Below are 22,903 nucleotides of genomic sequence, written 5' to 3'. Positions count from 1 at the left end.
CCGAGTCCTGTCCACGGAGGAATGTCTATGGAACCGAAGCAGGAACCCAAGCCGCTCACGCTCGAAACCCGATTTGCCAATAAGTGCATCGTTGTTCAGGATCGTCGCTATCTGCCCGTGCAGTGGCGGCTGGTCTGGTTCCGTGAACTCTGTCCCCAGGGAACCATTGAGACAGAGATAGTTCATCTGGACCTTGATCGGGAGACCGAAGAGGAGTACTACGGCTACAACCGGGACACCCGGCGCACCGAGAAGATGGTCCGCCGTGCCAAAGGCTTCGTCATCGTTCGGGCTGTCGTCAAGGACGGCAGAGGTGGCGTCGCCACGGGGACCAAATCGGAGAAGGCCGCCAGCTTCCCCGATTTTATCGAGAAAGCCGAGACTGGAGCCATTGGGCGCGCGCTGGCGGCTCTGGGGTTCGGAACGCAGTTCGCCCTCGAGCTGGAGGAGCAGCTGCCGCCTCCGAACCAGCGCCCATCTTCCCCTCCTCTCCCTAGCTCCCCCCCTGCTAGCTCTCCCTCTGTCACGACCTCTCCCCAGCCCTCTAGCTCATCTCCCCAGCCCCCTAGCTCCTCAGGCTCAGCCCACAGTCATGACGGTCATGAGAGGCGCTCGGCCCCTCAACCCTCTCAGCCCTAGCAGGCAGGAAGCCGACCTCACCTAGTCGCTGACTCGGCTTCCCCCTTATGCTTCTTTCCGTTCCCACGGGCGCAGGCAGCGGCGCGGCGGGAGCTGCCTCCGCTTCCCACTCCACGGGCGCTTCTGCCTGCCCTGCTCGCTGCTGCCTGCTCTCCTCTTTCAACTGGCTGTGGAGGGAGCGAAGATCTCCCTCCCCTCCGGCCGAGTCAGGTCGGCCGCTTTCCCTCCACTCGGCCGAGTTCCTTCGCTCGGGTCGGCTCGGTTCGCTTCGCTTCGCTTCAGCTCGAGTCGGGTCGGGTCGGGTCGGGTCGACGAGCTTGGCAAGCCGAGCCGAGCCGACCCGAGCTGACCCGAGCCTGACTGGCGAGCTGAGCCGAGCTGAGCCGAGCTGAGCGAAGTGTCTCTTGCATCCATCAAGCCAAGCTGCGTCTCGTCAGCACACGAGGAAGAAAGGAGGAAGATCATGTCCCTGTCATTGCTCGAGACGCTGCAACAGTCTTCAGCAGCCTGGCTGTTCGCACTCCTCAGGGAGGATAAGGACTGGCTCAAGCTGCGTGTCCGGGTCAAGTTGAGTTCCCTCGAGCCAGATCGTCTGGCCCAGCTGGTTTCCCAGCGCCAGCACAGCTGGTCTCAACGGAAGTCCCCCCCCAATCTCGAGGTGCTTGCAGCCCTGCTTGGATGGCCTTGCTGGGCCGAATTTGTTGTCCAGCCCGCGGAGTCGAACCTGCGGCAGTCCCAGGAGGCTGCCCCCTCCTACTGCTGGGGAATCCTCTCCTCTCCCAAGGAGCGCTTTCCGCTCCTGTCTCTTCCTCGACCCGAAGTGGCAGATCCCACCGACTGGCTGCCGGAGTGGCAATGGAAATGGCTGCAGACTGTAGCCACTGCTGTTGGCCCCTTCTCCCCTTGCTGGTTGCTGCTGTGCTTCTCGCCGAGGGAGGGGGAACAAGAAGGGAACCCACGGCCGCAACTGACCTGGATGTGGAGCTTCGGAGTCCCTCCAGCTCCTGGAGGGACCGCTCCGGGCAACCTGCTGGAACAAATCCAGCCTGTCTTGCAGGGGCCGCTCTACCCCCAAACAGTGACAGTGCGGCCCGGCTCCGGTTCTGAAGGGGGTCTGTGGGGCCAAGTGGCCCATGAGCTGGATACCAAGGGAGAGGCGTATACCAAGTACTTGCGCATTGCAGGGAGCTGTGCGCGTCTCCTGCTGTATTCGCCGGATCTCTCCCCAACCGACGCCGGCTGGTGGGAGCTGGATCTGTCCTAGCTCTCCAGTCCGGCTGAAGCGCTCAGCTGAGCTGAACCGAAGCCACCAGAGAGCCGGAGGAAGAGGCGAGGAGCATCCTGCTCTCCTCTTCCTCCCTTGCTCTCAGACTCCTCTCAGACTTGAAGGAAGGAGGAAGATCATGGATCCTCATACTACCATCTATGCCTCCCTTCAGCAAGAACCAGAATACGCTGCCATGCTTCGCCAGCAGCTTCGTCTGATCTGGGCCGGAGCTGCCGTGCAGTGGCTTTTCCAGGAGGCTCCGGTTGATGCGCCGTTCGAGATGACCTTCGTTCCTCCGTGGAATTGCTGGATGGAGTTTCCGGCCCCTGCTTTCATCCGTATCCCAGCCCTGGGCGGCTCAGACGAAACGAGATTGTTTCCTTGGCCTGGGCCACAGCAGTGGGCGCTGTTGGCAGTGAGGCAGAAGAGGTCCCAGTTGCGCTTCTCCTTGCAGCCGTTGATCCAGGTGCTTTCCCAGATGTTGTCCACCCGCAAGGGGCAGGACACAGCTGCCCCTCAACACGCCGTCGCCCTCTATTGGGACACCTCTGGGGATCGGTTGTTTGTCCCTCAGCACGGCCTCATTCCCCCGGAGCTAGCCAGCTCCCTGGTGGACTTGCTCAATCGGCTCCTCGTTGGCTCCTCTCACAGCGAGGTGTGGAGATGGACCCTGTTCGAGGTGGACGACATGCGCCAGGGGCACAAGCACGTGCAATGCTCCTGGAGCTGGCTCGTGATCCAGCCGAGCGAGTGGGAGCAGCAGCAGCAGGCAGAGGATCCGGCTCTGCTCGTGCTGGGGGCCCCAGGAGATTGGGGGAGGAGCGAACGGTCTCAGCCAATGGACCCGACTCCCAGCCCCCAGGATCTGGTCCAGGAGCGACTGGCCTGGCTGCTGTTCCTGGGCGGCGGAGCCACCCTGCACCTGATCAGCCATGGAGGGTATCTGGTCTCCGCTTCCCGGCCCTGGGAGATTCTGGAGCTGCCCTTTCTCTCCCACTGAGACTCTCCCTCTTCCTTCCACTTCCACTTCCACTCCTTTTCCCATCGCAGAGCAGCCTTCAGCCGTTGAGCGGGCGGGTCAGCGAGCGGGCCGGGCTGGGCTGGGCTAGGCCGGAGATCAAAGGGGATCACATGCCAGTCCCAGCAGGCAGACTCCCACCTCCCACCCACCTCCCACGTCTCTCTCGCTCGCCTCTCGCCATCCCTCTCGCCATCCTACAGCGGGGAGCGACAAGATGCTGCTTGCCGCTCCCCCCCTTTGTAGGATCAGGACGGCAAAGGAGGCTGTCCTTCTTGGCCTTCTTGGCCTTCTTGGCCGAAAGCTTCCCTGTGCTTCTTGCTTGCTTGCTTGCTCTCAGGTGAGGGAGCACAGGCGAGCTGTGCTGTGTCCGCTGGCTGGTCTTGCCTTGCCTCGCCTTGCCTCGCCTCGCCAGGACCGGTCCGGACCGGTCCTGGGCGACACGTGTCCCTGAGTCCCTAGCAGCTGAGCTAGACCTTTTTTTTGTTTTTGGAAGCCGTGCGTGGCAAGTCAACCAGACGAGCTGGCCAAGCCACCGCTCCAGAAAGACACGCCTCTGGGTCTCACTGGGCTCTGCTGCACTGCAGCGCGGGTTCCATCTCTATGTACCAGCAGATGCCCTAGAGCATCGGTCAAGTAACAGTGACAACAGGTGACAAGCCAGCAATCACAACGTCCAAAACGTGCTGAGCCATCATGTCTTTCGTGATGGTCTGGTCTCCCCGGCTCCACTGCACTGCGGGACCGAAGATGGCCCAACTGATGACCTGCGCTGTGATTTCTCCTGTTTCCTGGCAGATGGGCACCGACGATGGGGCCTGGTTCAACCAGTGCAGAAGGACTTCCTGGAGTTCTTGCTGCAAAGCGACCTCGAAGAACGGCACAAACTGCCTATCGGCTGGCTTGAGGTGATACTGCCAGAGGGCAAGAAAATCGAACACGGCGAGAATAAGCAGGCGCAAGGTACTCGTCTGCAAAGTGGATGTAGCGGGAAGCTGGCTCTCCAATGTGTGGTGAAACTTCTCGCGCATCCAGACCTCTAAGAGGGCGTATTTGTCTTCAAAGTGGGCATAAAAGGTTGATCGATTAACCGTTGCTCGTTCTGTGATGTCTTGCACTGAGATAGAGTGAATGTTGTGTCGTTCTTCAAGTAATGAGATGAACGCTTGCAGCAACGACTGACGGGTCCGTTTGACCCGTGGATCGTTCTCATGAGCTGGCGTGGTCATGTTCTCTCCTTACCCGGGTAATTTCCTCATCATCTCCCTCTGAAAAGCAACAGTTACTCTCTGGTGTTGTCTACACAACGATCCGGCCTGTTTGCTGATTGCTTTCAGTTCAGAGACAGCTTACTATTCCTACTGTGTAGGATACACGAAAGTGTTGGTTAGATAACCACGTTGTCTATCCGACATACTTCTGTCCACTCGATAGATGCGGCAGCCATCAGATGCAGGGGCTCCTGCCCCGGCAAGGTATGTTCGCCGCAGCGAGAGCACACAAAAATGTAGGAAGGACTATCGAAATGCAAGCAATAGTCATTACGCAATCTCTCTCCTGGAGGTGGTTTTCATGATTGTCATAACAACTCCCACCGGTCAGATTGGCCATCAAGTTCTCAACAACCTGCTCGATCACGACGAGCCGATCCGCGTGATCGTGCGCGATCCCTCCCGTCTGTCCCCGCGCGAGCGCGAGCGCGTCGAAGTCGTGCAGGGATCGCACGGCGACCTCGATGTCGTCACCAGGGCGTTCAAAGGCGCAGACAGCGTGTTCTGGCTTGTACCCCCGGACCCTCGCGCCGAGAGCGTCGAGGCCGCCTACGTGGGTTTCAGCCGACCGGCGTGCGACGCCTTCAAGAGTCAGGAGGTCAAGCGGGTGGTCGGCGTCTCGGCCTTCGGTCGTGGGGCAGCCGTGTCCGGGAAGGCTGGCAATGTCGCGGCATCGCTGGCTATGGATGACCTGATCGCAAGTACGGGGGTCAGTTACTGTGCTCTGGCAGCGGCCCCTTTCATGGATAACCTGCTCCGTCAAGTCGAGTCGATCAAGAACCAGGGCATGTTCTTCGATATGATATCTGGGGACCTCAAGCAGCCAACCTGCGCCACCCGCGATATCGCCACCGTTGCCGCTGGGTTGCTGCTCGATCACTCCTGGAGCGGAGTCGCAAGTCGCCCGGTGCTCGGTCCTGAGGACATCTCCTACAACGACATGGCACAGATCATGTCCGAGGTGCTAGGCAGGCCAGTGCATTACCAACAAATCCCCGGCGAAGCTTTGAAGGCCACGCTGACCAGATTCGGCAGATCCGACGCTATGGCGCAAGCCCTGGTCGATATGATGGCGGCCTACGATCAGGGACTCGCCACCGCCGAGCCGCGTGCCCCCGAGTCCACCACTCCCACGAGCTTCCGGCAGTGGTGTGAGGAAGTGCTCAGGCCAGCTATCCTGGCCTGAGCACCACCGCAAACGAAAGGACCACCAGATGACTGAAGTAACAACAAACGAAGCACCTCGACTCTCCAATGATCACATCAATGACGTGCTGCTGCGGTTTACCGAGAGGTTCGGCCAGCCGCAGCGGTCACCGGTCTTGCACTCTCCCTCGGAGCAGAACCTCGACTATGAGGATGTCACCTTTCCATCTCTCGATGGAGTCCCACTGGAGGGCTGGTTCATCCCAGCAGCCGGGTCCAGCAAGCTCATCATTGCCAATCACCCGATGGGGTTCAGCCGATCCGGGCTACCCACGCAGTTCGAGCCGTGGCACTCGGTGTGGGCGTCCAGCGGGAACGGCTTCGAGGTCAACTTCCTCCCGGACTACAAGATCCTTCATGATGCTGGGTACAACGTCCTGACCTATGACCTACGCAACCACGGTTTCAGTGGCGCGGCCAACGGCGGCATCGTGTCCAGCGGCATTTTTGAGGCGCGTGATGTCGTCGGCTCGTTGCAGTACGTCCGTAACCGCGACCAGACGCGGGACATGACGATTGGCCTCTTCAGCCGCTGCCTGGGCTGCAACTCCACCTTCTCTGCGATGACGCAGTTTCCCGAGGTGTTCAACGAGGTGCGCTGCCTGGTCGCACCTCAGCCCGTGACTCCACAGATCATCCTCGCGCATCACTTGGCTCTGGCGGGAGTTCCAGCTAACCGCATCCAGGACCTGGAACAGCGCATCGTGTTGCGCACGGGCATCGGGTTCGCACAAATAGATCCGAGGGAGTGGGCGAAGCGTGTCCGCATCCCCACGTTCCTCTACCAGGTCCACGACGACGTGCTGACGCAGCCGAGCGACGTACAGACCATGTTCGACAACATTCCCATCGGCGAGAAGAAACTGCAATGGATCTACGGCACCACGGCCCGCTGGGACGGCTACCTTGAGTTCCAGCGCCGCCCACAGCCGATGCTGGAGTGGTTCAAGAAATACATGTCCTGATGGCTTTTGAGTGTGGAGTGGAGTTAAGCAACGTAACTCCACCCCAGTATGAATGTGTTCGGGAAACAAGACACCTGGTTTCCTCTTCAGGTCATGAACGACTCCCTTGATCCATCGACAAGTCTCACCCTCACGCAAAGCCTCGGCCACGCAGGCTCAGCTCAAGCCGTGGGCTGAGCCTCGTTTGCCATCCGTAAAAAAGAAGAGCAAAGGAGCACCACATGCGCCCTACAGCTAGGCATCCTCCAGTGGAACTCTCACATGGAGAGCACATGGTCATCACACGCATCAAACGAGCGAAGTTGTTTGTCTTTCTCCGTTATCACCGCCACGGGTTATTTGATGACACGTTTTAAGAAGAACTGGCAACACTGTATGCCCCGGGTCTGCGTGGGCACCCTCCTATTCCGCCAGCACAATTGGCTCTGGTGACCATTCTCCAGGCATACACAGGTGCCTCGGATGATGAAGTGATTGAGGCTACACTCATGGATCGGCGGTGGCAATTGGTGTTGGATTGCCTGGATACCAGGCAGGCGCCGTTGAGCAAAGGGACTCTGGTGGCTTTCCGAAAGCGGCTCATCGAGACGCACATGGACCAACGGCTCATCGAACGTGCCATCAAGATGGCGAGCCACACTCAGGAGTTTGGAGCCCGGACCTTACGCGCAGCGTTGGACAGCAGTCCGTTATGGGGAGCGGGCCGAGTCGAAGATACGTACAATCTTTTAGGCCACGCGCTCAAAAAGGTGCTGCGCGTGGTAGCCGAGCAACAAGGAAGAGATTTGGTCGAAGTGGGACACGAGGCGGGAGCAGACGTGGTCAGTGGAACAAGCCTGAAAGCGATGCTCGACCGAGATTGGGATCAGCCAGGGCAGCGAGCAGAGGCGTTGAGCCTGGTTTTGAACGCGTTACAGGCGCTGGAAACCTGGGTGCAGGCATTACAACAGGATGAGGCGGAACAGGCCGAAGCATCTCTAGAAATTGCTCGCCAGGTGAAAGAGCAAGATGTGCAGGTCGATGAGAATGGGAAGGCCAGCCTGATCAAAGGCGTCGCCAAAGATCGACGCATCAGCGTCGAAGATGCCGACATGCGTCACGAACGCAAAAGTCGAAGTATACGAGTTGACGGATACAAACGCCATGTCTTGCACGACCTGGATACAGGTCTCATCCGTGCAGTGGGTATCACGCCTGCGAATGTGCCAGAAGCCAGTGTCGCCAGAGAGATCAGCGCAGACCTGGAACGGCAACATGTGGTGTTGAAAGAACTCCATATCGACCGGGGCTATTTGAGTAGCCATCTTGTGCGCAAGCGCAGTGGTGAGATGGAGATCTATTGCAAAGCCTCGCCGGTGCGCGAGGGGAAGCGCTTTTCTAAGCAGGCCTTTTCCCTCGATTGGAAACGGCAGGCTATCCGGTGTCCAGCAGGGCAAGAGAGGCCTTTTGTGCCTGGTGGTGTGGTTCACTTCCCCGAAGGTCCTTGTGCGGAGTGTCTTCTGCAAACGCAATGCACCACCAATTCCAAAGGGCGTAGTGTGAGCATTCATCCCGATGAAGCTTTGCTCGCGGAATTGCGTCAACGTCAGCAAACTCCAGAAGGCCGAAAGATCCTGCGTGAACGAGTGGCGGTTGAGCATACCCTGGCCCATATTGGCCGATGGCGAGGACGGCAGGCACGCTACTGTGGCACACCCAAGAATCTCTTCGATCTGGGCAGATGCGCCGTTGTCCACAACTGACATGTTCTGGCTCGTTCCCAGCAATCCTCTGCTAAGTTTCAGGAAGCTGCGTGATTTCTCGACCGGTTCTCTAGCAGCCAGAGCCAGATCAATATAGGTTCTCGTCACAAACAGACCCTGGCAGAAGCCGTTGATGCAGCACGCAGCCAGTTTGAGCAGCCTGTGGCCGATCTGCTTGCTCTGCGAGCAGACCTGGAACGCAAGGGACTCTCTGCCCGGCGGCTCTCTCATCTGGAGGGAGCTACTCTTACCTGAGCAACCTTCATCAGCAGTTTGCCCAGCACTATCCATTGACGGCTGCCAGTCTGGAGGCTGGCCTCCCCATCACAAAGGCACTAGCGATAGGTGGCTTTCCCGCTGACCGTACCGGGGGCGCCACCAATGAGGCGCTTTCTCTTCCGAGCGGGCGCCCCCGGCGTCGACGCTGCGCTGCCACGGCATGAGTCCAGCAAGCAACGAGAAAGTCACTGCCGCGCCTCGGCCTCGGGAGCCAACTCGAGCACAACTCGAATGGCAGCAGCCAGCCTTTGCCTCTCTTCAAGGTTGTAAACTCTGCCTCCCAGTGGCAATCGGGGCACAAATGACCTTGATGGGGCCGGTAGTGTCAAGGACGCCCCCAATGGTGATGGTGTCGGCACTGACGCCGGGCGTGCTCGCTGCTCCTCCACTGCCGCCGCTCGTGCTGCCACAGGCACTCACCAGGAGCAGCAGCAAACAGAGCAGCAGCCCCCTTCCCGCAACACTGGGCCAGCGGCGCTCCGCTGACACCGGTAGTCTCAGAAGCCTCATGGTCTCGCTTTCCTCCTTCCGCTGGTGACAGCCCCGTTGCTGCGCAGCCGCATCGAGTGCCGGGCCGTGCTCTTGGGCTGGGCAGACGGGCCACCGCCTTGACCGGCTGAGTGAACCATGAGTCACTCATCATATGACACATGATTCATGTATCATGATAGTCAGAAAAGCGCCGTTGTCAAGGGGGAAGTTGTCCTCTCTCCCTTGACAGATGCCTCGATATATGATACATGAATCATGTGTCACATACACCGCCGTCGATCAGCCGAGGCAGGCCCGGCCCGCAGGCTCTTTTGAGGATTGGCGGGCCGGGGCTGGCCGGCGGCGATCTCATCAGAGAGGGGCGTAGCCATGATCGCCTGCCAGACCGAGCTGGATTGTCCTTACTACGGTTGCCCGACAGTCCATACTGTCATCTACGCTTCGCTATATATCAAGCGCATTATCTGCCAGCGCTGTGCCCACGCCGTGGCATGGCCTGTGCTGCTCCTCGTGCTCGAATACTGCTGCGATCTTGCCTGGCGCACCACGGCCCTCGCCCACGCCTCAAACATGAGGCACGTGCCCACCCGATCCACTTTGTCCATGGAGAGCAATCGTCCCTCCGCTGAGGTTCGCGGAGCGAGGAGCGTCTCTTCGTCAGGTACCGGGCCATCGTTCAGGAGATCGGTCCGCTCGTTGAGGAGTTTCTGCCGCAAGGCATCCTGATTTTCTTTGATCAGCCGGCGCCTGCCGGGCTGGGCGAGGTCTCGCCGGTGCATGACGGCGCCGGCCTGCCTGCCCCGATCGCCGTCGGCGACCTGCAGCGCTTCAGCGAGCCGGCGCCTGGTGGGGGGAGACGCCGGTCGCCAGCTACCGCGTGATGGCGGTCGGAGAGGTTGCCAGCGCAAACTGGACAACGCTGGGCCGTCTGGTGATGCACTTTGATGCTGGGCGCGAGCCGGCCCTGGCGGGCCTGCCCTCCGCAGGCACCGCCCTTGAACTGCTCAGACTGGAGGAGGAGTATTAACGTCTTCTGGTAGCGGAACCTGAACAGCGCCAGCGCGAGAAGCGTCCGCTTCGCGTCGGGCTGGTAGAGGTTGGCCAGATGGGAACGGGCCTGATTGCCCAGATCGGTCAGATGCGGGGATGGTAGTGGTGGCAGCCGCCAATATTGAGACGGCTCGGGCAGTTGCGGCGTTCCACTCCTGCGGTCTGGAGAGCCTGGAGGGTCTTCTGGGCGATTATCTGCAGGCGGCCGGGCTGCTGGTATGTGCTTTCTCTGTGCGTAGCCTGAGCCTGGCGCGCGATGCCTCGTGGGGAGAGCTGCCGGGGGCGCAGCGGCTGGCGCTCAATGCCGGGGTGAGCGCTCTGAAAATGGCGCGCGAGAGCCGCAACGCCAGCGCCCTCACGGGGAGGCGTCTCCTGCATCTGCTTGAGCACTGGGTCGATGCTCAGCGACAGCCGTGAAGAGAATATTCAGCAAGGCGGGAGCGATCTGCAGTTGCTCAAGGGCGATCAGCCCAGCGAAGGCAATAATGGCACATCCCGCAATTGCGGCGAAGAGATGCGGTTGCCCCACGCCAGCGGCCGCCGTCGCCCCACGCACGATATCCGCTACAAAGCTGGCCGCCAGCGTCCCCAGGAAGAGGAGCAGCCCAGCGACAAAGACATTGGGGCTATGGACGATCAGCTCGTTCAGAATGCTATTCACCACCGTCAGCCTCAGAGCATCCACCGTCGGCACCAGCAGGAAGACGAACCAGTAGACGATCCTCCTCAGGATCGTCACCGTGTTCGGCCGCACCTCCGTTCTCTGCGCCAGACGATCGAGGCCGATGCGCGTCCCCAGCCGCTCAAAGCCGATCCTGCGCAGCACGACCATCACCGTTCTGCTCAGCACATTGGCGATCATCCAGCCGATCAGCAGAATGACCAGAAAACCCAGAACTTGGGAACAAAAGTTCAGTACGAGACTAAAGCGTTCGAGAGTGAGATTAGAAAACGCCTGACCAATATCGTTGACAACCGGCTTGCCTTCTACCCTCCTTGTGGAGACCTTTCGTGATCATTGACCGGTACAGCATCCAGAGGGAACCCTCGCGCTGCAGACCTCCCCCTTAGACAGCAAAGCCAGAAAAAAGTCATAGGGAATCAACTCACCCCACGGCGGCGCAGACATGCCAGACCAGAGCGGCCCTCATCGTTATGTCGTTATGCCAGCAACATGACCAGGACAAACAGAGAAGGAATGATCCCCACAATGAAGGCGAGGGGCCGGCGCTGCTCCCACGGCAGGGCCGCCCAGATGGCCGGGCTCAGGTAGAGACAGGAGAGACATTCGATCAGGATCTTCCAGGGCAGCGTCTGGGGCAAGAAGGGCAGACCCAGCAGCAGCCTGATGAGCAGATCAATGGCCGCGATGCGCAGCAGGATTCTGTAGGGCAGGCGGGCAGAGAAGAACCAGCCCAGGACGGCCAGGAAGAGGGCGACCAGCAGGGTCATCAGCAGGCTCACACAGACCCCCGTCAGGCCGACCAGGCCTATGACGACCGCTAGCGGCAGGCCCCGCGGCAGCAGGCCGCCCTGTCCGACGTGGAAGGCCGTATTCACAAAGGCCAGCAGAAGCAGCCCCACAAAGAGGGGATTCCACCAGCGGTCGAGGAGGAGCATGTTCAGCCACTCCACGGCTCTGTGCGCCTCCAGGCTTCTTTTCATCGCAAGGACCTCCTTTCATCATAGGCGCGAGAGGCAGGCAGCTCACCAGCGGAATCTCCCCCGTCGTCCTCCTCTTCTTCCTCCGCCGACTCGGCCTCCTCCTCATAGTCACTATCAGCACCCTCCTCGTCCTCATCGTCACCCGAGGGATCGAACCAGAGCGGCACCTGTTGCGACCAGTCAACGTCGGCCAACGGCCCGCTGTAGACGAGCTGGCCACGCCTGAGCACCAGCACCTCCTCAGCCAGCTCCCTGAGCATCGCGAGCAGATGGCTGGAGACCAGCACGCAGCGCCCCTGAGCGGCGCGCCCCTTGAGATCGTCGGCCAGCAGCGCCAGCGCCAGTGGATCGAGGGCATTAAAGGGTTCATCGAGGAGCAGAACCGGAACATCGATCATCAGCGCGCGAATGAGCGCGAGGCGCTGCAGCATGCCACGGGAGTAGCTGCGCACTGGCTGATCGAGGACACGCCCCAGGCGGTAGCGCTCAGCAAGCTCTCTGGCGCGCTCAACGGCCTCCGGCTGCCGGTAGACATCGGCGTGGAACTGCAGATGCTCCAGGCCCGTCAGGTGGGGCGTGGCAAAAGGAGCATCGGGGAGATAGGAGATACGCTGCCGCACCTGCAGCGCCTGGCGCTGGGGCGTCAGGCCAAGCACGGAGACACTCCCCTCATCGGGCACGAGCAGACCAACCATCAGGCGCAGGCTGGTGGTCTTGCCAGAGCCGTTATGGCCCACCAGCGCCGTCACCGCGCCGGCCGCAACGGTGAAGCTGACGTTGTTGAGCGCCACGAACATGCCATAGCGCTTCGTGACGTGCTGAAACTCAATCATGCATTCTCCTCACAGATGGTGGATGAGCAGCGGTGTGAGATAGCTTTCGATCAAGGCCGCCAGCACGAGCAGCAGCAGAGCAGCCAGCCCCTGCCAGAGCGTCCGCCGTAGGGCAGAGTGTTCCGGCCAGGGCGCAGCATAGAGCCAGTGCCGCAGGGCAGAGAACGGCCAGAACGCCCCGGTCCCTAGAAAGATGCCGAAGCTACTGATTTCCAGCAGACCGTGGGGCAGCAGCGCCAGGAGCACCAGGCCCGGCGTCCAGTGCGCGAACAGGGCGGCATGCACCAGGCTGCCAGTGGTTGCCCCGATAATGAAGATCATGATGGCTCCCGCCAGACCAAAGGTGAAAAGACTGGCCAGAGCAATGATCAGCGCCGTTGGCGTATTGGTGGCGATGATCTCCCAGAAAGCTTGCCCCCCGGCGAGCTGCAACGGATGCAGATGCACTGGAGCCAGGTCAAATGAGACATAGCCGCTCCAGCATCCCAGCAGGAAGAGTCCCCAAGTGGCCAGCACCACGAGCACCAGGCTGCGCACCGGCATGCGGATCTCCTTTCCTTCCTGTCCTCACTCCGCCTTATCTTGTCCTGTCCTGCCTTACTTTGCCTTGTCTTGCCGATTGCTCCTCTTGACAGCCCTCGAGGCTGACGGACTCACACACGGTTAGAGCAGTTCCCCAGCCCCCACCTCACATACAGAAAGCCGCCAGCAGCTCGATGAGTGCCAGCACCAGGAAGCCTCCCAGAGGGGACACACCGCGCCAGGCACAGTACGCCAGAGCAAAGACGCCCACCAGGCCGAGCAAGAGGCCGGGCAGGAGGCCAGGCGTGGGAGCAACCAGCAGGCTGATGACCAGGGCAACCACCATCGAAGGGAGATAGATCAGCGCACAGGCGACCATGAAGGCACGCAGGCCATCGGCTGGCGAGAGCGGCAGACCCTGGTCCTCCAGGACGCGATAGGTGTTCTGTAGATAGGGATAGAGCGGCCAGCCGAGCTGAGCCGTGGCCAGGAAGAGAGAGGCCAGCCAGAGTTCTTGATTGTTCAAATGCATCAAATACCAAATTGGAACAATATTTATGACACAATTCAATGTAAGAGGAATCACACGCAGCGTGGGAGAGAAGATCATATCGAGAGCAAGCCAGCAGGCCAGAGCCCATCCGGAGTCGGGACGCCAGCGCAGAGGATAGCCGGAGGAACGACGAGGCGCGCGCTCCTGCTGTTGCCAGTAGCGCAGCAAGCCCGGCACACTGACCCAGGCCAGCAGGGCAGTCGCGCCCACCAGCGGCAGCCAGAAGATGAGCGCTCCCCGCATGCTCTCGACAGCCCAGGTGCTCGGCCAGAGCCAGAGCGAGACCAGTTGCGTCAGATGCTCACGCAGAGTAGCAAGGAGCTGCGACTGAATCTTAAGCTGCTCCAGAGGCGAGATATCAATAACAATGATAGAGATGCATATAAGGCTCATCAGGCGAACGGGAACGGTCACATAGGCTGCTCTACGCAGAGAGAGCAGATGTAGGGCCACACCGGCCAGGATGATCAAGAGGCAATAGAGCAGCAAGGCAGCCTGCGCCTGCAGCGTCAGCGCAAAGGGAACGCTCGCTGTGAGCATACAGGCCGTCAGAGGAGCAATCAGGAAGGCGACGACAGAGAGGACGCTGGTCAACAACCACTCAAACAGCTCCACAACGGCAATACTGACCGGCGAGAGCGGCAGGGTTGTCAGAAACTCCCACTCGCGTGCCAGAGTGAGGTTGAGCGGGGCCTGGCGTCCGACGTTGAGATCGATGAGCAGCACTCCCACCATCAGCAGCCAGATCTCGAGAGCGGCCGGCGTCAGATGACGGCCCTGGCTCAGACCAAAGGCTGTGGCAAAAGTGAGCAGGCAAAAGAAGAGGGCGCAGACAGCCACAGTGCTCCAGACAAAGAATGGACCGGCGTTGTTGCGCCGCCCGCTCAGATACTTATAGCGAATCAGGGCACGCATCAGGCAACCCTTCTCAGGAGGGGAAAAGCGAGCAGGTGCTTTTCCCCCATGCGACATAGAGAACGCTACGCGCTTCAGCCGACAATAGTATACACCGTATTCCTGCCCAGGGGTCGGGCTAAAGGCTCACCGCAGCCCAGTAGCCTTGCTCCACAAGCCAGACGGTAATCGTAGCCGCGATCGGGCTGATGATGGGGAACTCCAGAGCAGCCAGCCAGACCCCACCGGAGGCTACGGCTTCGACGATCGCAATGGCAACCCCCCATTCGCAGACGTCCACTACAGAGCAGAGGAAGGCATAGACCTGGGCCCCGCCGTGCGAGAGATGGCTCAATGCGGCCAGCAATAGCAGGCTGGTCGCCAACAGCAGCCATCCCGCCAGGGAGCGCCTCTCCATCTTGAGTGCAAGCATCATTTGACCTCCTTGCCTCTCTTCCTTCATGATCAGTGGATCGAGATCCCAAAAGGCATGCCGAACGGCAACGGCCGAGCGGTCCTCTCTAGAGCCTCCAGATATACACACGACAGGTTGTCCGGGTGACAGGCAGAAAGCCCTCACTCAGGCCAAGCACGGGGCCAGCACTTTGCCGATCTACACACCGGCTAGCTGCGACAGCTCCGTCAGATCCCTCGCCGTCCGTCTGAGTAGAGAATAAAGGAAAAGCCACGTTATTTTCAATAAGCGTCCATAGCAAAATTTTCCTATTTATCTATTCCAATATTGTAATATATATTGGAATAGGAATATAGTGCTATCATGGATTTCATATAAAAATGGAATACGGAGACGGTGTACGTTTGCTGTCTCCAGAAAAAGGAGTTCTATGCGTCATCAGAACCAGGTCGGGCAGTACCAGCTACTGATCCTGATGTTGCTACGAGTCATAGCCCGTCAGCACTGCGAGATGGAGAGCCTGCTGGCCGGCGGTCGAGCCACGCGACGCGCCTACAGCGACGACGATCTTCTCTGCGGACCACTGGCGCAGATGCTCCTGCATCTGGCCGAGGTCGCCGCCGGCCGTGAGCCAGCCAGCGAGGGCCGGCTACGCCATGAAATCGAGCAGGTCTGGGCGGTGCTGGACCGTCTGGCGCTCAACGAAGACCAGCATTCCCTGGTCGATGCCATCTACGAGATGGTCAACCAGGTCCGTCTGCGCTTCCTGCCGGCGGCCGAGCTATTAAGCCTGAGTCAGGTAACACACCTGCTTGCTGTCCATCGGCCCAAGGTCTACGAGTACAGCCGCGCTCAGCCACGGCGCCTGCACGCCTTGACGCTCAACCGCCATCTCTACTTCGAGCGCGCCGAGGTTCTGGGCTTGCGGACCCGCCTGGCATCCCACGCCCTCCGCAGGGAGGCTGGGTCTGATAGCGAGGAGACCTCCAGCCAGGACCCGGAAGATCTCATGGCGAGCGAGTGAGCCACTGAAGACCAGCGCCCTAGCAGTGCAGATCGATCTCTGGCCTCCCAAGGGCAGTTCCCGCAAGGGCAATTCCGACTCCTTCCAGCTCCACAGCGTCCTCGTCTCGCTCACCTCCTGGCCAACCTGAGTGTCATCCATCAGGAGAGGCGCTTCACCGTCGCACCTCTCCTTGACCTGTCCGGTGGGACCAGTGGTCCTCAGCGCCTCTGTACAGCGCTCTCCCTTATCAAATCAACAAACCAGCGCATCTTTCTTTCCATCTCTGCGGCGCCCCGGCCTGCCCCAGGGTAGAGCCTCTGAGATCAGATAGAGTACCAGAACGAGGCTCACGAAATCGCCGAATCGGTTGACAAAGAGGCCGCTGAAGAGCACCCAGAGGATGCGAGGCTCCTTCAGCTGTTGATAGATCGGCATTCTGGGACATGATCCTCCAACTCGCGTGCGTGGAGGAGATCCAGCCCACGGCTTGTGGTCAGCGCTCCGCCCCTTTGACCTGTTCCCTCCTGATCATCTGGTCCTGTTCCTCCGTCAGACCGTCGGGCATCAGGTCAGGCAGGACGAGGAGCCGCCCGCTGGAGCGCCGACTGGCCTCTTATGCGTCCTCTATCCCGACGTTCGAGCGGGCGACCCCGATCCCACCTGCCCAATCAATGGGAGCGAGGGACGTTTGCCGCTTCCTATGACATCGGTGATGCTGACGGCACTCCCCGTCTGGCTGAAGGTGCCATTCCAGCCGAGGGTGATCGCCTGGCCATCGGCTAGCGGCGAAGAGATCGGGATAGGTCGCCCCCATGGTCACAGCCATCGCCGCCCCCCGGCGAGAGGTCGGCGACATACACGCGCTGGGGACCGATGTCCCACTGCGCCTTGTTCCGCTTCACGCTCTGGACAATGCCGGCGATGATAGCCGGCTCGCCGTAACCACGGACCTGATTCCCCGGCAGGAACCAGTTCCAGCAAGAGGGGGAGTTATAGCTGCTCGTCTGCTTTGGGTAGACGACGATGAACTGCTGCTGATCGGCCAGGGCGCTCGCCTGGGTGCTGCCGGCGAAGTCGCTCGGCGTCTGCGTACAGCCGTGCAAGATGGCGATCAGCGGCACGGTCGTACCGACTCGGTAGCCAGCGGGGGTGTCGACGTAGTAAGGGGCGACTCCCGGCTGGACGGCTGTAGATGCATTGGGTAGGTGCGGCTGCTGGCCTGCGCCGGTTGCAGGAGGAGCAGGCTGCCGACGAGCAGGGGACGAAGATATCTTCCTATGACAGTCTCCCTTGCATACCTGGCTGAAGGCCGCTGCACTCTACTGCGCTCCAGGGGCATCATGGCACCCCGCTGAACGAGCGGTATAGAGCGCGACATGAGTGGATCGCTGGATCGTTGCCTGAATGGCCCAGATGGCGAGAGGGAACGGCCGAGCCGTTGCTCATACTATACGGCACAGCACCGTGGGCGGATGCGCGTGGTCCGCCGCGCTGCGTGTACCCCGGCGTGCCTCCCACTCTCCTGCTGGCCGGCCTGGCAAAGGACCTGCGGGAAACCCCGCTTCAGGGTGCACGCACCATGGTGGCTTCCTCTCTGGCTGCGCAGCGCTGGCTGAGTACGGGCCGGCCGGCGCATTCGACTCGTATACGATATATAAATCATCCATAATATTATGATATATAAATCATTCATCATATCGCGGTGGCCCTTTCAAGAGGGAAGCCGAGAATCTTTCCACTCTGCCTCTTGACAGCGGCCTCTTTTCAGATTGGCATAATATATGAATCATATGTCATATATCGAGCACCAGACCATGCTCTTGGGCTGGGCAGAGGGGCCACCGCCTTGACCGGCTGAGTGAACCATGAGTCATTCATCATATGACACATGATTCATGTATCATTACAGTCAGAAAAGTGCCGTTGTCAAGGGAGAAGTTGTCCTCTCTCCCTTGACAGATGCCTCGATATATGATACATGAATCATGTGTCATACACACCGCCGCCGGTCAGCCGAGGCAGGCCCGGCCCGCAGGCTCTTTTGAGGATTGGCGGGCCGGGGCTGGCCGGCAGCGACCCGCGTCGCGACGCCTGACAAGCGCAGGGCAATGATGCCCTTTCCTGCCATGATGGTCACAACGGCCGACTCATCCAATCGTCGGCCGGGCCTGCTGTTCTGAAGGCGATGCCATGAGGGCATCGGCGTTGCAAGCAAGGGAGATTGCCGTATGTCGAAGGTCCTTCCCCTCTACTCCTCGCGTGTGCGTCCTCTCGTCATCGTAGGTCTCCTGCTCTGTCTAGCAGCTCTCCTGCTGCTGTCGCCGCCCGCCGTGCGGGCCAGCGGCGGGACATTTACCCAGTACTTCTATAGTGGGCCAGCCGGGAGCCGTCCCTACTATGTCTACACGCCCGCCGGCTACCGCGTCGGTGCGCCGGTGCCGCTGATTGTCATGCTCCACGGCTGCACCCAGACGCCCGTTGATTTTGCCGCCGGCACCCAGATGAACGCCCTGGCCGATCAGCAACAGTTCATCGTCGTCTATCCGCAGCAGACCACGCTCTACAATGTCTCCGCCTGCTGGAACTGGTTCCTGCCGGGGAATCAGGTCCGTGGTTACGGCGAGCCGGCTATCATCGCCGGCATCGTCCAGACGGTCGAACAGAGTACGGCCCGCTGGACCATCGACCGTAAGCGCGTCTATGTGGCGGGACTTTCGGCAGGGGCGGCGATGAGCGTCATTATGGGCGCGACCTACCCTGACCTCTTTGCCGCTATCGGGGTAGCCTCGGGCCTTGAATATCAGGCCGCCACTTCGGCCTACACAGCGCCGCTGGCCCAGCTCTACGGGGGTCCCGATCCCCAGCAGCAGGGTCAGCTCGCCTACCAGGCAATGGGGAGTCGGGCACGCGTCGTGCCCACCATCGTTTTTCACGGTCAGAGCGACTGTGTGGTCTACCCGATCAACGGAGATCAGGTTGTGCAGCAGTGGATGACAACCGACCGCCTGGCTTCGGGCGGCAGCTATAAGGCCAGCTTTGGCAGCCCGGCGAGCAGCACTAACGGCCAGGTGCCCGGGGGCCACACCTACACGGTCCAGACCTGGAACGACAGCACTGGTCGCGAGATCCAGGAGTACTGGGAGGTCTACGGCATGGGCCATGCCTGGTCAGGAGGGAGCAGCAGCGGCAGCTACACCGATCCCGCCGGTCCCAATGCTACCAGTGCGATCTACACCTTCTTTATGAATCACCCCATGCCCTAGCTGGATATTGTGCCACGGCAAGCAGCCAGACGGCTATCTGCCGGCGAGGGAGGGGCCGTCCCGCCTCTGGCAGGGCAGGCGGCGGTCGCTCCCTCCCTACAGCATAAAGTGGCTCCAGGAGCAGATCAAGAGGCAGCCACACTTCCTCGAGAAACTCAAACAGACCACAGCCGCGCGCCCTTATCGAGGAAGGCTTGCAACAGGGCTTCCAACAAGCCTTGCAAGAGGGTCGTGAGGACTTCACGGCAGCAGTTAGCAGCCGTCGCCCTCAGTTGGAGCAGCTCGTCTCCACCTTTGCCCCTCATATCCACTCGCTGCGCACGATCCGCCAGTTGCTACTTGCCATCGGCCAGGCTTCCAACCTCGAGCAATCGCGCGCCCTCCCGCTCTCCTGACCTCTCGAAGGGGAGGCCCGGGAGCCAGACCAGAGCCAGCGCCGCTCATCGGGCCAGCGGGCAAGATCCAGGCCCAAACAAGGCACTCGCCCTATCAAGCCACGACGGAGCGAGGGCCTTTTCTTCCGCCTTTCAGCCTGGACTGGCCATCCAAGGCCGCAGCCTCCCCCTCAGTCTTCACCGCCCCCGAAAGCCTGGACGCCCGTCAGAGCCGGCGCGGCCTCTTCCGGCTCTTCAGGCGCATGCTCCTCGATCTCAAACCCGAGGTCGTGAATCATCTGCCAGGTCTCCTTGTAGTGCTGCCCCGGCGTCGTCAGATACCCTGAAACAAAGACCGAATTGGCCGCATACAAGGCCAGCGGCTGTAACGAACGCAAATGCACCTCACGCCCCGCCGAAACACGAATTTCCTGCTTCGGATTGGTCAGGCGCATCAGGCAGAGAATGCGCAGACAGTCATAAGGGCGCAGATAGCGTGTGTTTTCCAGGGGGGTGCCCGAGATGGGTAAGAGGAAATTCACCGGAATCGATTGTGGTTCCAGCTCGCGCAAAGCCAGAGCGACATCAACAATGTCCTCAAGCGACTCCCCCTGCCCAAAGATCGCCCCACTGCACAGATGCAAACCTGCGCGGCGGGCCGCCTGCAGTGTCTCCCAGCGATCTTGATAGGTATGCGTTGTGCAGATGGCCCCATAGTAGCGCTCGCTGGTATTCAAGTTATGATTGAGCTGCTCCACTCCTGCCTCATAGAGCCGGCGCGCCTTCTCCTCCGAGATCAGGCCGACGCTGCAGCAGATAGCAATGTCAACCTCCTCTTTAATGCGGCGCACCGCTCGCACCAGAAAGTCGATCTCGCGATTGTTTGCCCCCCGTCCACTGATAACAATGCAGTAGCGCCGACAGCGCGCCTCTTTGGCCCGGCGCGCTCCCTCCAACAAGCGCTCCAGGCTCACCAGCGGATAGCGCTCGATAGCCGCCCGTGAAATACTGGACTGCGAGCAATAATGGCAGTCCTCGGGACAGATGCCGCTCTTAGCATTGATCAGCATGTGGAGATGGACGCGCCTGCCGCAGAAGGCCAGGCGCACACGATAGGTGGCGGCCAGCAGCTCTAATACGCGCTCATCAGGACATGTCAACACAGCGAGGCACTCCTCGCGCGTGAGGATCTCGCCCCTCATAGCCTTGTCGGCCAGACATTGAAAATCAACCTGCATGTGTCGTCGCTTCCTTCTCAGATTGCTTGCCGGTGATCAAGATCAGGCACCCGCCTCATTGAGCGGCTCGGTCGGAATGCCCTCCTCATCAGTCGAGGCCGCCGCCGGCGCATCGAAGCCCTCGGCCACGTCGAGGGCCATCCCTTCCAGCAGCTCCGCGCTCAGCAGCTGCTGGCCCAGCACGGCAAGCGCCTCCTCGTCGAGGTCGGTGAGATAGGGCGCGGGACCATAGAGCGGCACCGGGCACCAGCGCCGCAGCGCTGCCGCGTTGCTGCGCACCGCCGGGTCGCTCTCGTCGGGGGGAGCCGGATGGTTGAGGACAACGCCCAGGACGCGCGCGCGCTGGCTGGCCACGGCGACAGTCAGGCAGGTATGATTGATGACGCCAAGAACGTTGCGCGCCACCACCAGCAGCGGCAGTCTCAGGGTCACGGCCAGATCAAGCATCGTCTGCTGTGCCGTCAAAGGCACCAGCAGGCCACCAGCCCCCTCGACAAGGACCACGTCGTGCGTGGCCAGCAGCCGACGGTAGCAGCGCACGATCTCGCCAGGCTCGATAGTGACGCCGGCCTCTTCTGCCGAGAGCGCCGGCGCCAGCGGCAACGGCAAGGCATAGGGAACCACCAGCTCTAGCGGGGCCAGACAGCGCGCCGCCCGCTGCAATAGCTGGGCATCATGCGCACCCTCACGCCCCTGCTCCAGAGGGCAATCGGTCTCCGCCGGCTTCATGACCCCGACGCGCAATCCCCGCTGTCTCAGGGCCACCGCCAGAGCCGCCGTCACTACGGTTTTTCCCACACCGGTATCAGTTCCCGTCACAAAGCAGGCCCATTTCATGGGAGCACCTCCTCCGCAACTTTTTCAATGGCAGCATAAGTAATATCCAGCAAACGCACCAGCTCCGGATGGGAAATCGCCAGGGGCGGCATGATCACCAGGACATCACCCAGCGGACGCAGGATCAGCCCACGCTTGCGCGCCTCTTTGATGACGCGCACGGCCACGCGCTGCTCGGGCGGAAAGGGCTTCCTGGTCTTCTTGTCCTCTACCAGCTCGATGCCAACCATGAAGCCACACTGGCGAATGTCGCCTACAATCGGCAAGGACTCGAAGGAACGTAGCCATTCCTCCATCAGGGCGATGCGCAGCTCCAGGCGCTGGAGAGTCTCCTCCTCTTCAAAGACTTTCAGGTTGGCCAGAGCTGCCGCACAGGCCAGGGGATTGCCGGTGTAGGTGTGACCATGGAAAAAGGTCCGCCCAGGACCCAGGAAGGCACAATAGATCTCTTCTGTGGCCAGAGTGGCCGCCAGCGGCAGGTAGCCGCCGGTCAAGCCCTTGCCAATGGCCATCAGATCGGGTTCGATGCCCTCGTGCTCACAGGCAAACATCTTGCCCGTGCGCCCAAAACCGGTAGCCACTTCATCGGCGATGAAGAGGAGGCCGTGGCGCTTGGCGATCTCCCAGACGGCGCGCGTGTAGCCCTTGGGATAGACATAGATGCCAGCCGCCGCCTGAACCAGCGGCTCCATGATAACCGCTGCCAGTTCATGGGCATGGGTGCTGATGACACGCTCAACCTCTTCCAGGCAGGCCATCTGACATGAGGGATAGGTCTTCTGCAGATGGCAGCGGTAGCAGTAGGCGCTGCGTGCCTCAACATGGGGAAAGAGCAGCGGTAGATAGGAGCGGCGATACATCTCGATGCCGCCGACGCTCATGGCGCCGACAGTGTCGCCATGATAGGCGCTGTGCAGGGCAAAAAATTTGGTCCGTTGCGGCTGAGGCGAGGGACATTGCTGCCAGTATTGGACGGCCATCTTGAGGGCGATTTCAACGGCGGCCGCGCCTGTATCGGAGTAAAAGACGCGCTGCAGGCGGCCCGGCGCCAGATCGACCAGTCGCTGCGCCAGTTCAATGCCGGGCGGGTGCGTCAGGCCAAGGAAGGTCGTGTGGGCCACCCGCTCTAGCTGTTCGCGAATGGCCTGATCAATGGTCGGGTGGCGATGTCCGTGGATGTTGACCCACAGCGATGAGACTCCGTCAAGATAGGGATTGTTCTCGCTGTCGATGAGATAGCAGCCATCGGCGCGCTCGATGACAAGTTGCGGCTCCGCCTCCCAGTCGCTTTGTTGGGTGAATGGGTGCCAGAGGACGCTCTTGTCGAGATTCTGCCAGCGAATGCTTTCGCCGCGAGAGGCCATAGCATCTCCT

24 protein-coding genes and 1 pseudogene are annotated in these 22,903 nt (G+C 60.7%); 12 read left to right on the top strand and 13 right to left on the bottom strand.

The window, feature by feature from the left end; genetic code table 11:
• Positions 1-27: 27 nt before the first annotated feature.
• From ACFMO7_RS03195 to ACFMO7_RS03185, 3 genes are all read left to right on the top strand, one after another.
• Entirely contained in the window at positions 28-639 is a 612-nt protein-coding gene (locus tag ACFMO7_RS03195; RefSeq protein WP_376794082.1) for a hypothetical protein, read from the top strand.
• A 463-nt stretch (positions 640-1,102) separates the two neighbouring features.
• Entirely contained in the window at positions 1,103-1,903 is an 801-nt protein-coding gene (locus tag ACFMO7_RS03190; protein WP_376794081.1) for a hypothetical protein, read from the top strand.
• A 139-nt stretch (positions 1,904-2,042) separates the two neighbouring features.
• Positions 2,043-2,906, top strand: coding sequence for a hypothetical protein (locus ACFMO7_RS03185; protein ID WP_376794080.1), 864 nt, complete (start codon positions 2,043-2,045; stop codon positions 2,904-2,906).
• A gap of 650 nt (positions 2,907-3,556) precedes the next feature.
• On the opposite strand, the gene ACFMO7_RS03180 is transcribed toward ACFMO7_RS03185, so the two are convergent.
• Positions 3,557-4,153 (bottom strand): TetR/AcrR family transcriptional regulator, encoded by a 597-nt coding sequence (locus tag ACFMO7_RS03180; RefSeq protein ID WP_376794079.1) that lies wholly within the window; start codon positions 4,151-4,153, stop codon positions 3,557-3,559.
• Between the two features lie 343 nt (positions 4,154-4,496).
• Here ACFMO7_RS03180 and ACFMO7_RS03175 point away from each other — a divergent pair, with 343 nt between their 5' ends.
• From ACFMO7_RS03175 to ACFMO7_RS03165, 3 genes and pseudogenes are all read left to right on the top strand, one after another.
• Positions 4,497-5,381: an NAD(P)H-binding protein gene (locus ACFMO7_RS03175; protein WP_376794078.1), complete on the top strand. Its 885-nt coding sequence runs from the start codon at positions 4,497-4,499 to the stop codon at positions 5,379-5,381.
• Between the two features lie 28 nt (positions 5,382-5,409).
• Positions 5,410-6,366 (top strand): alpha/beta hydrolase, encoded by a 957-nt coding sequence (locus tag ACFMO7_RS03170; protein ID WP_376794077.1) that lies wholly within the window; start codon positions 5,410-5,412, stop codon positions 6,364-6,366.
• A 221-nt stretch (positions 6,367-6,587) separates the two neighbouring features.
• Positions 6,588-8,108: pseudogene (locus tag ACFMO7_RS03165) on the top strand (IS1182 family transposase).
• Positions 8,109-8,645: 537 nt separating this feature from the next.
• Here the strand turns inward: ACFMO7_RS03165 and ACFMO7_RS03160 are convergent.
• Complete coding sequence (locus ACFMO7_RS03160; protein WP_376794076.1) at positions 8,646-8,897, bottom strand: hypothetical protein; 252 nt, start codon at positions 8,895-8,897, stop codon at positions 8,646-8,648.
• 653 nt (positions 8,898-9,550) lie between these two features.
• On the opposite strand from ACFMO7_RS03160, the gene ACFMO7_RS03155 reads away from it, so the two are divergent.
• The 3 genes from ACFMO7_RS03155 to ACFMO7_RS03145 all read left to right on the top strand — a co-directional run bounded on the left by ACFMO7_RS03155 (position 9,551) and on the right by ACFMO7_RS03145 (position 10,346).
• Complete coding sequence (locus ACFMO7_RS03155) at positions 9,551-9,760, top strand: PTS glucitol/sorbitol transporter subunit IIA (RefSeq protein ID WP_376794096.1); 210 nt, start codon at positions 9,551-9,553, stop codon at positions 9,758-9,760.
• Positions 9,760-9,906: a hypothetical protein gene (locus ACFMO7_RS03150; RefSeq protein ID WP_376794075.1), complete on the top strand. Its 147-nt coding sequence runs from the start codon at positions 9,760-9,762 to the stop codon at positions 9,904-9,906. The genes ACFMO7_RS03155 and ACFMO7_RS03150 overlap by 1 nt, the downstream gene beginning before the upstream one ends.
• 119 nt (positions 9,907-10,025) lie before the next feature.
• A complete protein-coding gene (locus ACFMO7_RS03145; RefSeq protein WP_376794074.1) occupies positions 10,026-10,346 on the top strand; it encodes a hypothetical protein in 321 nt (106 codons plus the stop codon).
• Here the strand turns inward: ACFMO7_RS03145 and ACFMO7_RS03140 are convergent.
• The 6 genes from ACFMO7_RS03140 to ACFMO7_RS03115 all read right to left on the bottom strand — a co-directional run bounded on the left by ACFMO7_RS03140 (position 10,285) and on the right by ACFMO7_RS03115 (position 14,832).
• Positions 10,285-10,845, bottom strand: coding sequence for a hypothetical protein (locus ACFMO7_RS03140; RefSeq protein ID WP_376794095.1), 561 nt, complete (start codon positions 10,843-10,845; stop codon positions 10,285-10,287). The two genes, ACFMO7_RS03145 and ACFMO7_RS03140, sit on opposite strands and share 62 nt — an antisense overlap.
• 245 nt (positions 10,846-11,090) lie before the next feature.
• Entirely contained in the window at positions 11,091-11,594 is a 504-nt protein-coding gene (locus ACFMO7_RS03135) for a hypothetical protein (protein ID WP_376794073.1), read from the bottom strand.
• A complete protein-coding gene (locus ACFMO7_RS03130) occupies positions 11,591-12,427 on the bottom strand; it encodes an ABC transporter ATP-binding protein (RefSeq protein ID WP_376794072.1) in 837 nt (278 codons plus the stop codon). The genes ACFMO7_RS03135 and ACFMO7_RS03130 overlap by 4 nt, the downstream gene beginning before the upstream one ends.
• A 9-nt stretch (positions 12,428-12,436) precedes the next feature.
• Positions 12,437-12,970, bottom strand: a complete 534-nt coding sequence (locus tag ACFMO7_RS03125) for a stage II sporulation protein M (RefSeq protein WP_376794071.1) — start codon at positions 12,968-12,970, stop codon at positions 12,437-12,439.
• A 145-nt stretch (positions 12,971-13,115) separates the two neighbouring features.
• Positions 13,116-14,417 carry a hypothetical protein gene (locus ACFMO7_RS03120; protein ID WP_376794070.1) on the bottom strand — a complete coding sequence of 434 codons (1,302 nt, stop codon included), beginning with the start codon at positions 14,415-14,417 and terminating at the stop codon, positions 13,116-13,118.
• Positions 14,418-14,535: 118 nt separating this feature from the next.
• Positions 14,536-14,832, bottom strand: coding sequence for a hypothetical protein (locus ACFMO7_RS03115; protein ID WP_376794069.1), 297 nt, complete (start codon positions 14,830-14,832; stop codon positions 14,536-14,538).
• A 409-nt stretch (positions 14,833-15,241) separates the two neighbouring features.
• Here ACFMO7_RS03115 and ACFMO7_RS03110 point away from each other — a divergent pair, with 409 nt between their 5' ends.
• Positions 15,242-15,835 carry a hypothetical protein gene (locus ACFMO7_RS03110; protein WP_376794068.1) on the top strand — a complete coding sequence of 198 codons (594 nt, stop codon included), beginning with the start codon at positions 15,242-15,244 and terminating at the stop codon, positions 15,833-15,835.
• Positions 15,836-16,069: 234 nt separating this feature from the next.
• Here the strand turns inward: ACFMO7_RS03110 and ACFMO7_RS03105 are convergent, their stop codons facing one another.
• Together ACFMO7_RS03105 and ACFMO7_RS03100 are read right to left on the bottom strand one after the other, a co-directional pair.
• Positions 16,070-16,252, bottom strand: coding sequence for a hypothetical protein (locus ACFMO7_RS03105; protein WP_376794067.1), 183 nt, complete (start codon positions 16,250-16,252; stop codon positions 16,070-16,072).
• 344 nt (positions 16,253-16,596) lie between these two features.
• On the bottom strand, positions 16,597-16,938 hold the full coding sequence (locus ACFMO7_RS03100; protein WP_376794066.1) for an alpha/beta hydrolase family esterase: 342 nt from the start codon (positions 16,936-16,938) through the stop codon (positions 16,597-16,599).
• A 1,107-nt stretch (positions 16,939-18,045) separates the two neighbouring features.
• On the opposite strand from ACFMO7_RS03100, the gene ACFMO7_RS03095 reads away from it, so the two are divergent.
• Positions 18,046-19,080 carry an alpha/beta hydrolase family esterase gene (locus ACFMO7_RS03095; protein WP_376794065.1) on the top strand — a complete coding sequence of 345 codons (1,035 nt, stop codon included), beginning with the start codon at positions 18,046-18,048 and terminating at the stop codon, positions 19,078-19,080.
• Between the two features lie 194 nt (positions 19,081-19,274).
• A complete protein-coding gene (locus ACFMO7_RS03090; RefSeq protein WP_376794064.1) occupies positions 19,275-19,475 on the top strand; it encodes a hypothetical protein in 201 nt (66 codons plus the stop codon).
• 170 nt (positions 19,476-19,645) lie between these two features.
• Here ACFMO7_RS03090 and bioB read toward each other — a convergent pair whose 3' ends face one another.
• The 3 genes from bioB to bioA are packed head-to-tail and all read right to left on the bottom strand — an operon-like array spanning position 19,646 to position 22,893.
• Complete coding sequence (gene bioB, locus ACFMO7_RS03085; RefSeq protein ID WP_376794063.1) at positions 19,646-20,692, bottom strand: biotin synthase BioB; 1,047 nt, start codon at positions 20,690-20,692, stop codon at positions 19,646-19,648.
• A 42-nt stretch (positions 20,693-20,734) separates the two neighbouring features.
• On the bottom strand, positions 20,735-21,529 hold the full coding sequence (gene bioD, locus ACFMO7_RS03080) for a dethiobiotin synthase (RefSeq protein WP_376794062.1): 795 nt from the start codon (positions 21,527-21,529) through the stop codon (positions 20,735-20,737).
• Positions 21,526-22,893: an adenosylmethionine--8-amino-7-oxononanoate transaminase gene (bioA, locus tag ACFMO7_RS03075; RefSeq protein WP_376794061.1), complete on the bottom strand. Its 1,368-nt coding sequence runs from the start codon at positions 22,891-22,893 to the stop codon at positions 21,526-21,528. Before bioA ends, bioD begins: the two co-directional genes overlap by 4 nt.
• Between the last annotated feature and the right edge of the window lie 10 nt (positions 22,894-22,903).

The organism is Thermogemmatispora sp. (genome assembly GCF_042408735.1).
Taxonomy (GTDB): Bacteria; Chloroflexota; Ktedonobacteria; order Ktedonobacterales; family Ktedonobacteraceae; genus Thermogemmatispora.
The sequence above is the reverse complement of the archived record's forward strand: the minus strand, read 5'-3'. Positions and strand labels throughout refer to the sequence as shown.

Coding starts and splice junctions, on each gene's coding strand:
- ACFMO7_RS03195 (WP_376794082.1), top strand. CDS start 28: ATGGAACCGAAGCAGGAACCCAAGCCGCTCACGCTCGAAACCCGATTT.
- ACFMO7_RS03190 (WP_376794081.1), top strand. CDS start 1,103: ATGTCCCTGTCATTGCTCGAGACGCTGCAACAGTCTTCAGCAGCCTGG.
- ACFMO7_RS03185 (WP_376794080.1), top strand. CDS start 2,043: ATGGATCCTCATACTACCATCTATGCCTCCCTTCAGCAAGAACCAGAA.
- ACFMO7_RS03180 (WP_376794079.1), bottom strand. CDS start 4,153: ATGACCACGCCAGCTCATGAGAACGATCCACGGGTCAAACGGACCCGT.
- ACFMO7_RS03175 (WP_376794078.1), top strand. CDS start 4,497: ATGATTGTCATAACAACTCCCACCGGTCAGATTGGCCATCAAGTTCTC.
- ACFMO7_RS03170 (WP_376794077.1), top strand. CDS start 5,410: ATGACTGAAGTAACAACAAACGAAGCACCTCGACTCTCCAATGATCAC.
- ACFMO7_RS03160 (WP_376794076.1), bottom strand. CDS start 8,897: ATGAGGCTTCTGAGACTACCGGTGTCAGCGGAGCGCCGCTGGCCCAGT.
- ACFMO7_RS03150 (WP_376794075.1), top strand. CDS start 9,760: ATGGCGGTCGGAGAGGTTGCCAGCGCAAACTGGACAACGCTGGGCCGT.
- ACFMO7_RS03145 (WP_376794074.1), top strand. CDS start 10,026: ATGGTAGTGGTGGCAGCCGCCAATATTGAGACGGCTCGGGCAGTTGCG.
- ACFMO7_RS03135 (WP_376794073.1), bottom strand. CDS start 11,594: ATGAAAAGAAGCCTGGAGGCGCACAGAGCCGTGGAGTGGCTGAACATG.
- ACFMO7_RS03130 (WP_376794072.1), bottom strand. CDS start 12,427: ATGATTGAGTTTCAGCACGTCACGAAGCGCTATGGCATGTTCGTGGCG.
- ACFMO7_RS03125 (WP_376794071.1), bottom strand. CDS start 12,970: ATGCCGGTGCGCAGCCTGGTGCTCGTGGTGCTGGCCACTTGGGGACTC.
- ACFMO7_RS03120 (WP_376794070.1), bottom strand. CDS start 14,417: ATGCGTGCCCTGATTCGCTATAAGTATCTGAGCGGGCGGCGCAACAAC.
- ACFMO7_RS03115 (WP_376794069.1), bottom strand. CDS start 14,832: ATGATGCTTGCACTCAAGATGGAGAGGCGCTCCCTGGCGGGATGGCTG.
- ACFMO7_RS03110 (WP_376794068.1), top strand. CDS start 15,242: ATGCGTCATCAGAACCAGGTCGGGCAGTACCAGCTACTGATCCTGATG.
- ACFMO7_RS03105 (WP_376794067.1), bottom strand. CDS start 16,252: ATGCCGATCTATCAACAGCTGAAGGAGCCTCGCATCCTCTGGGTGCTC.
- ACFMO7_RS03095 (WP_376794065.1), top strand. CDS start 18,046: ATGTCGAAGGTCCTTCCCCTCTACTCCTCGCGTGTGCGTCCTCTCGTC.
- bioB (WP_376794063.1), bottom strand. CDS start 20,692: ATGCAGGTTGATTTTCAATGTCTGGCCGACAAGGCTATGAGGGGCGAG.
- bioD (WP_376794062.1), bottom strand. CDS start 21,529: ATGAAATGGGCCTGCTTTGTGACGGGAACTGATACCGGTGTGGGAAAA.
- bioA (WP_376794061.1), bottom strand. CDS start 22,893: ATGGCCTCTCGCGGCGAAAGCATTCGCTGGCAGAATCTCGACAAGAGC.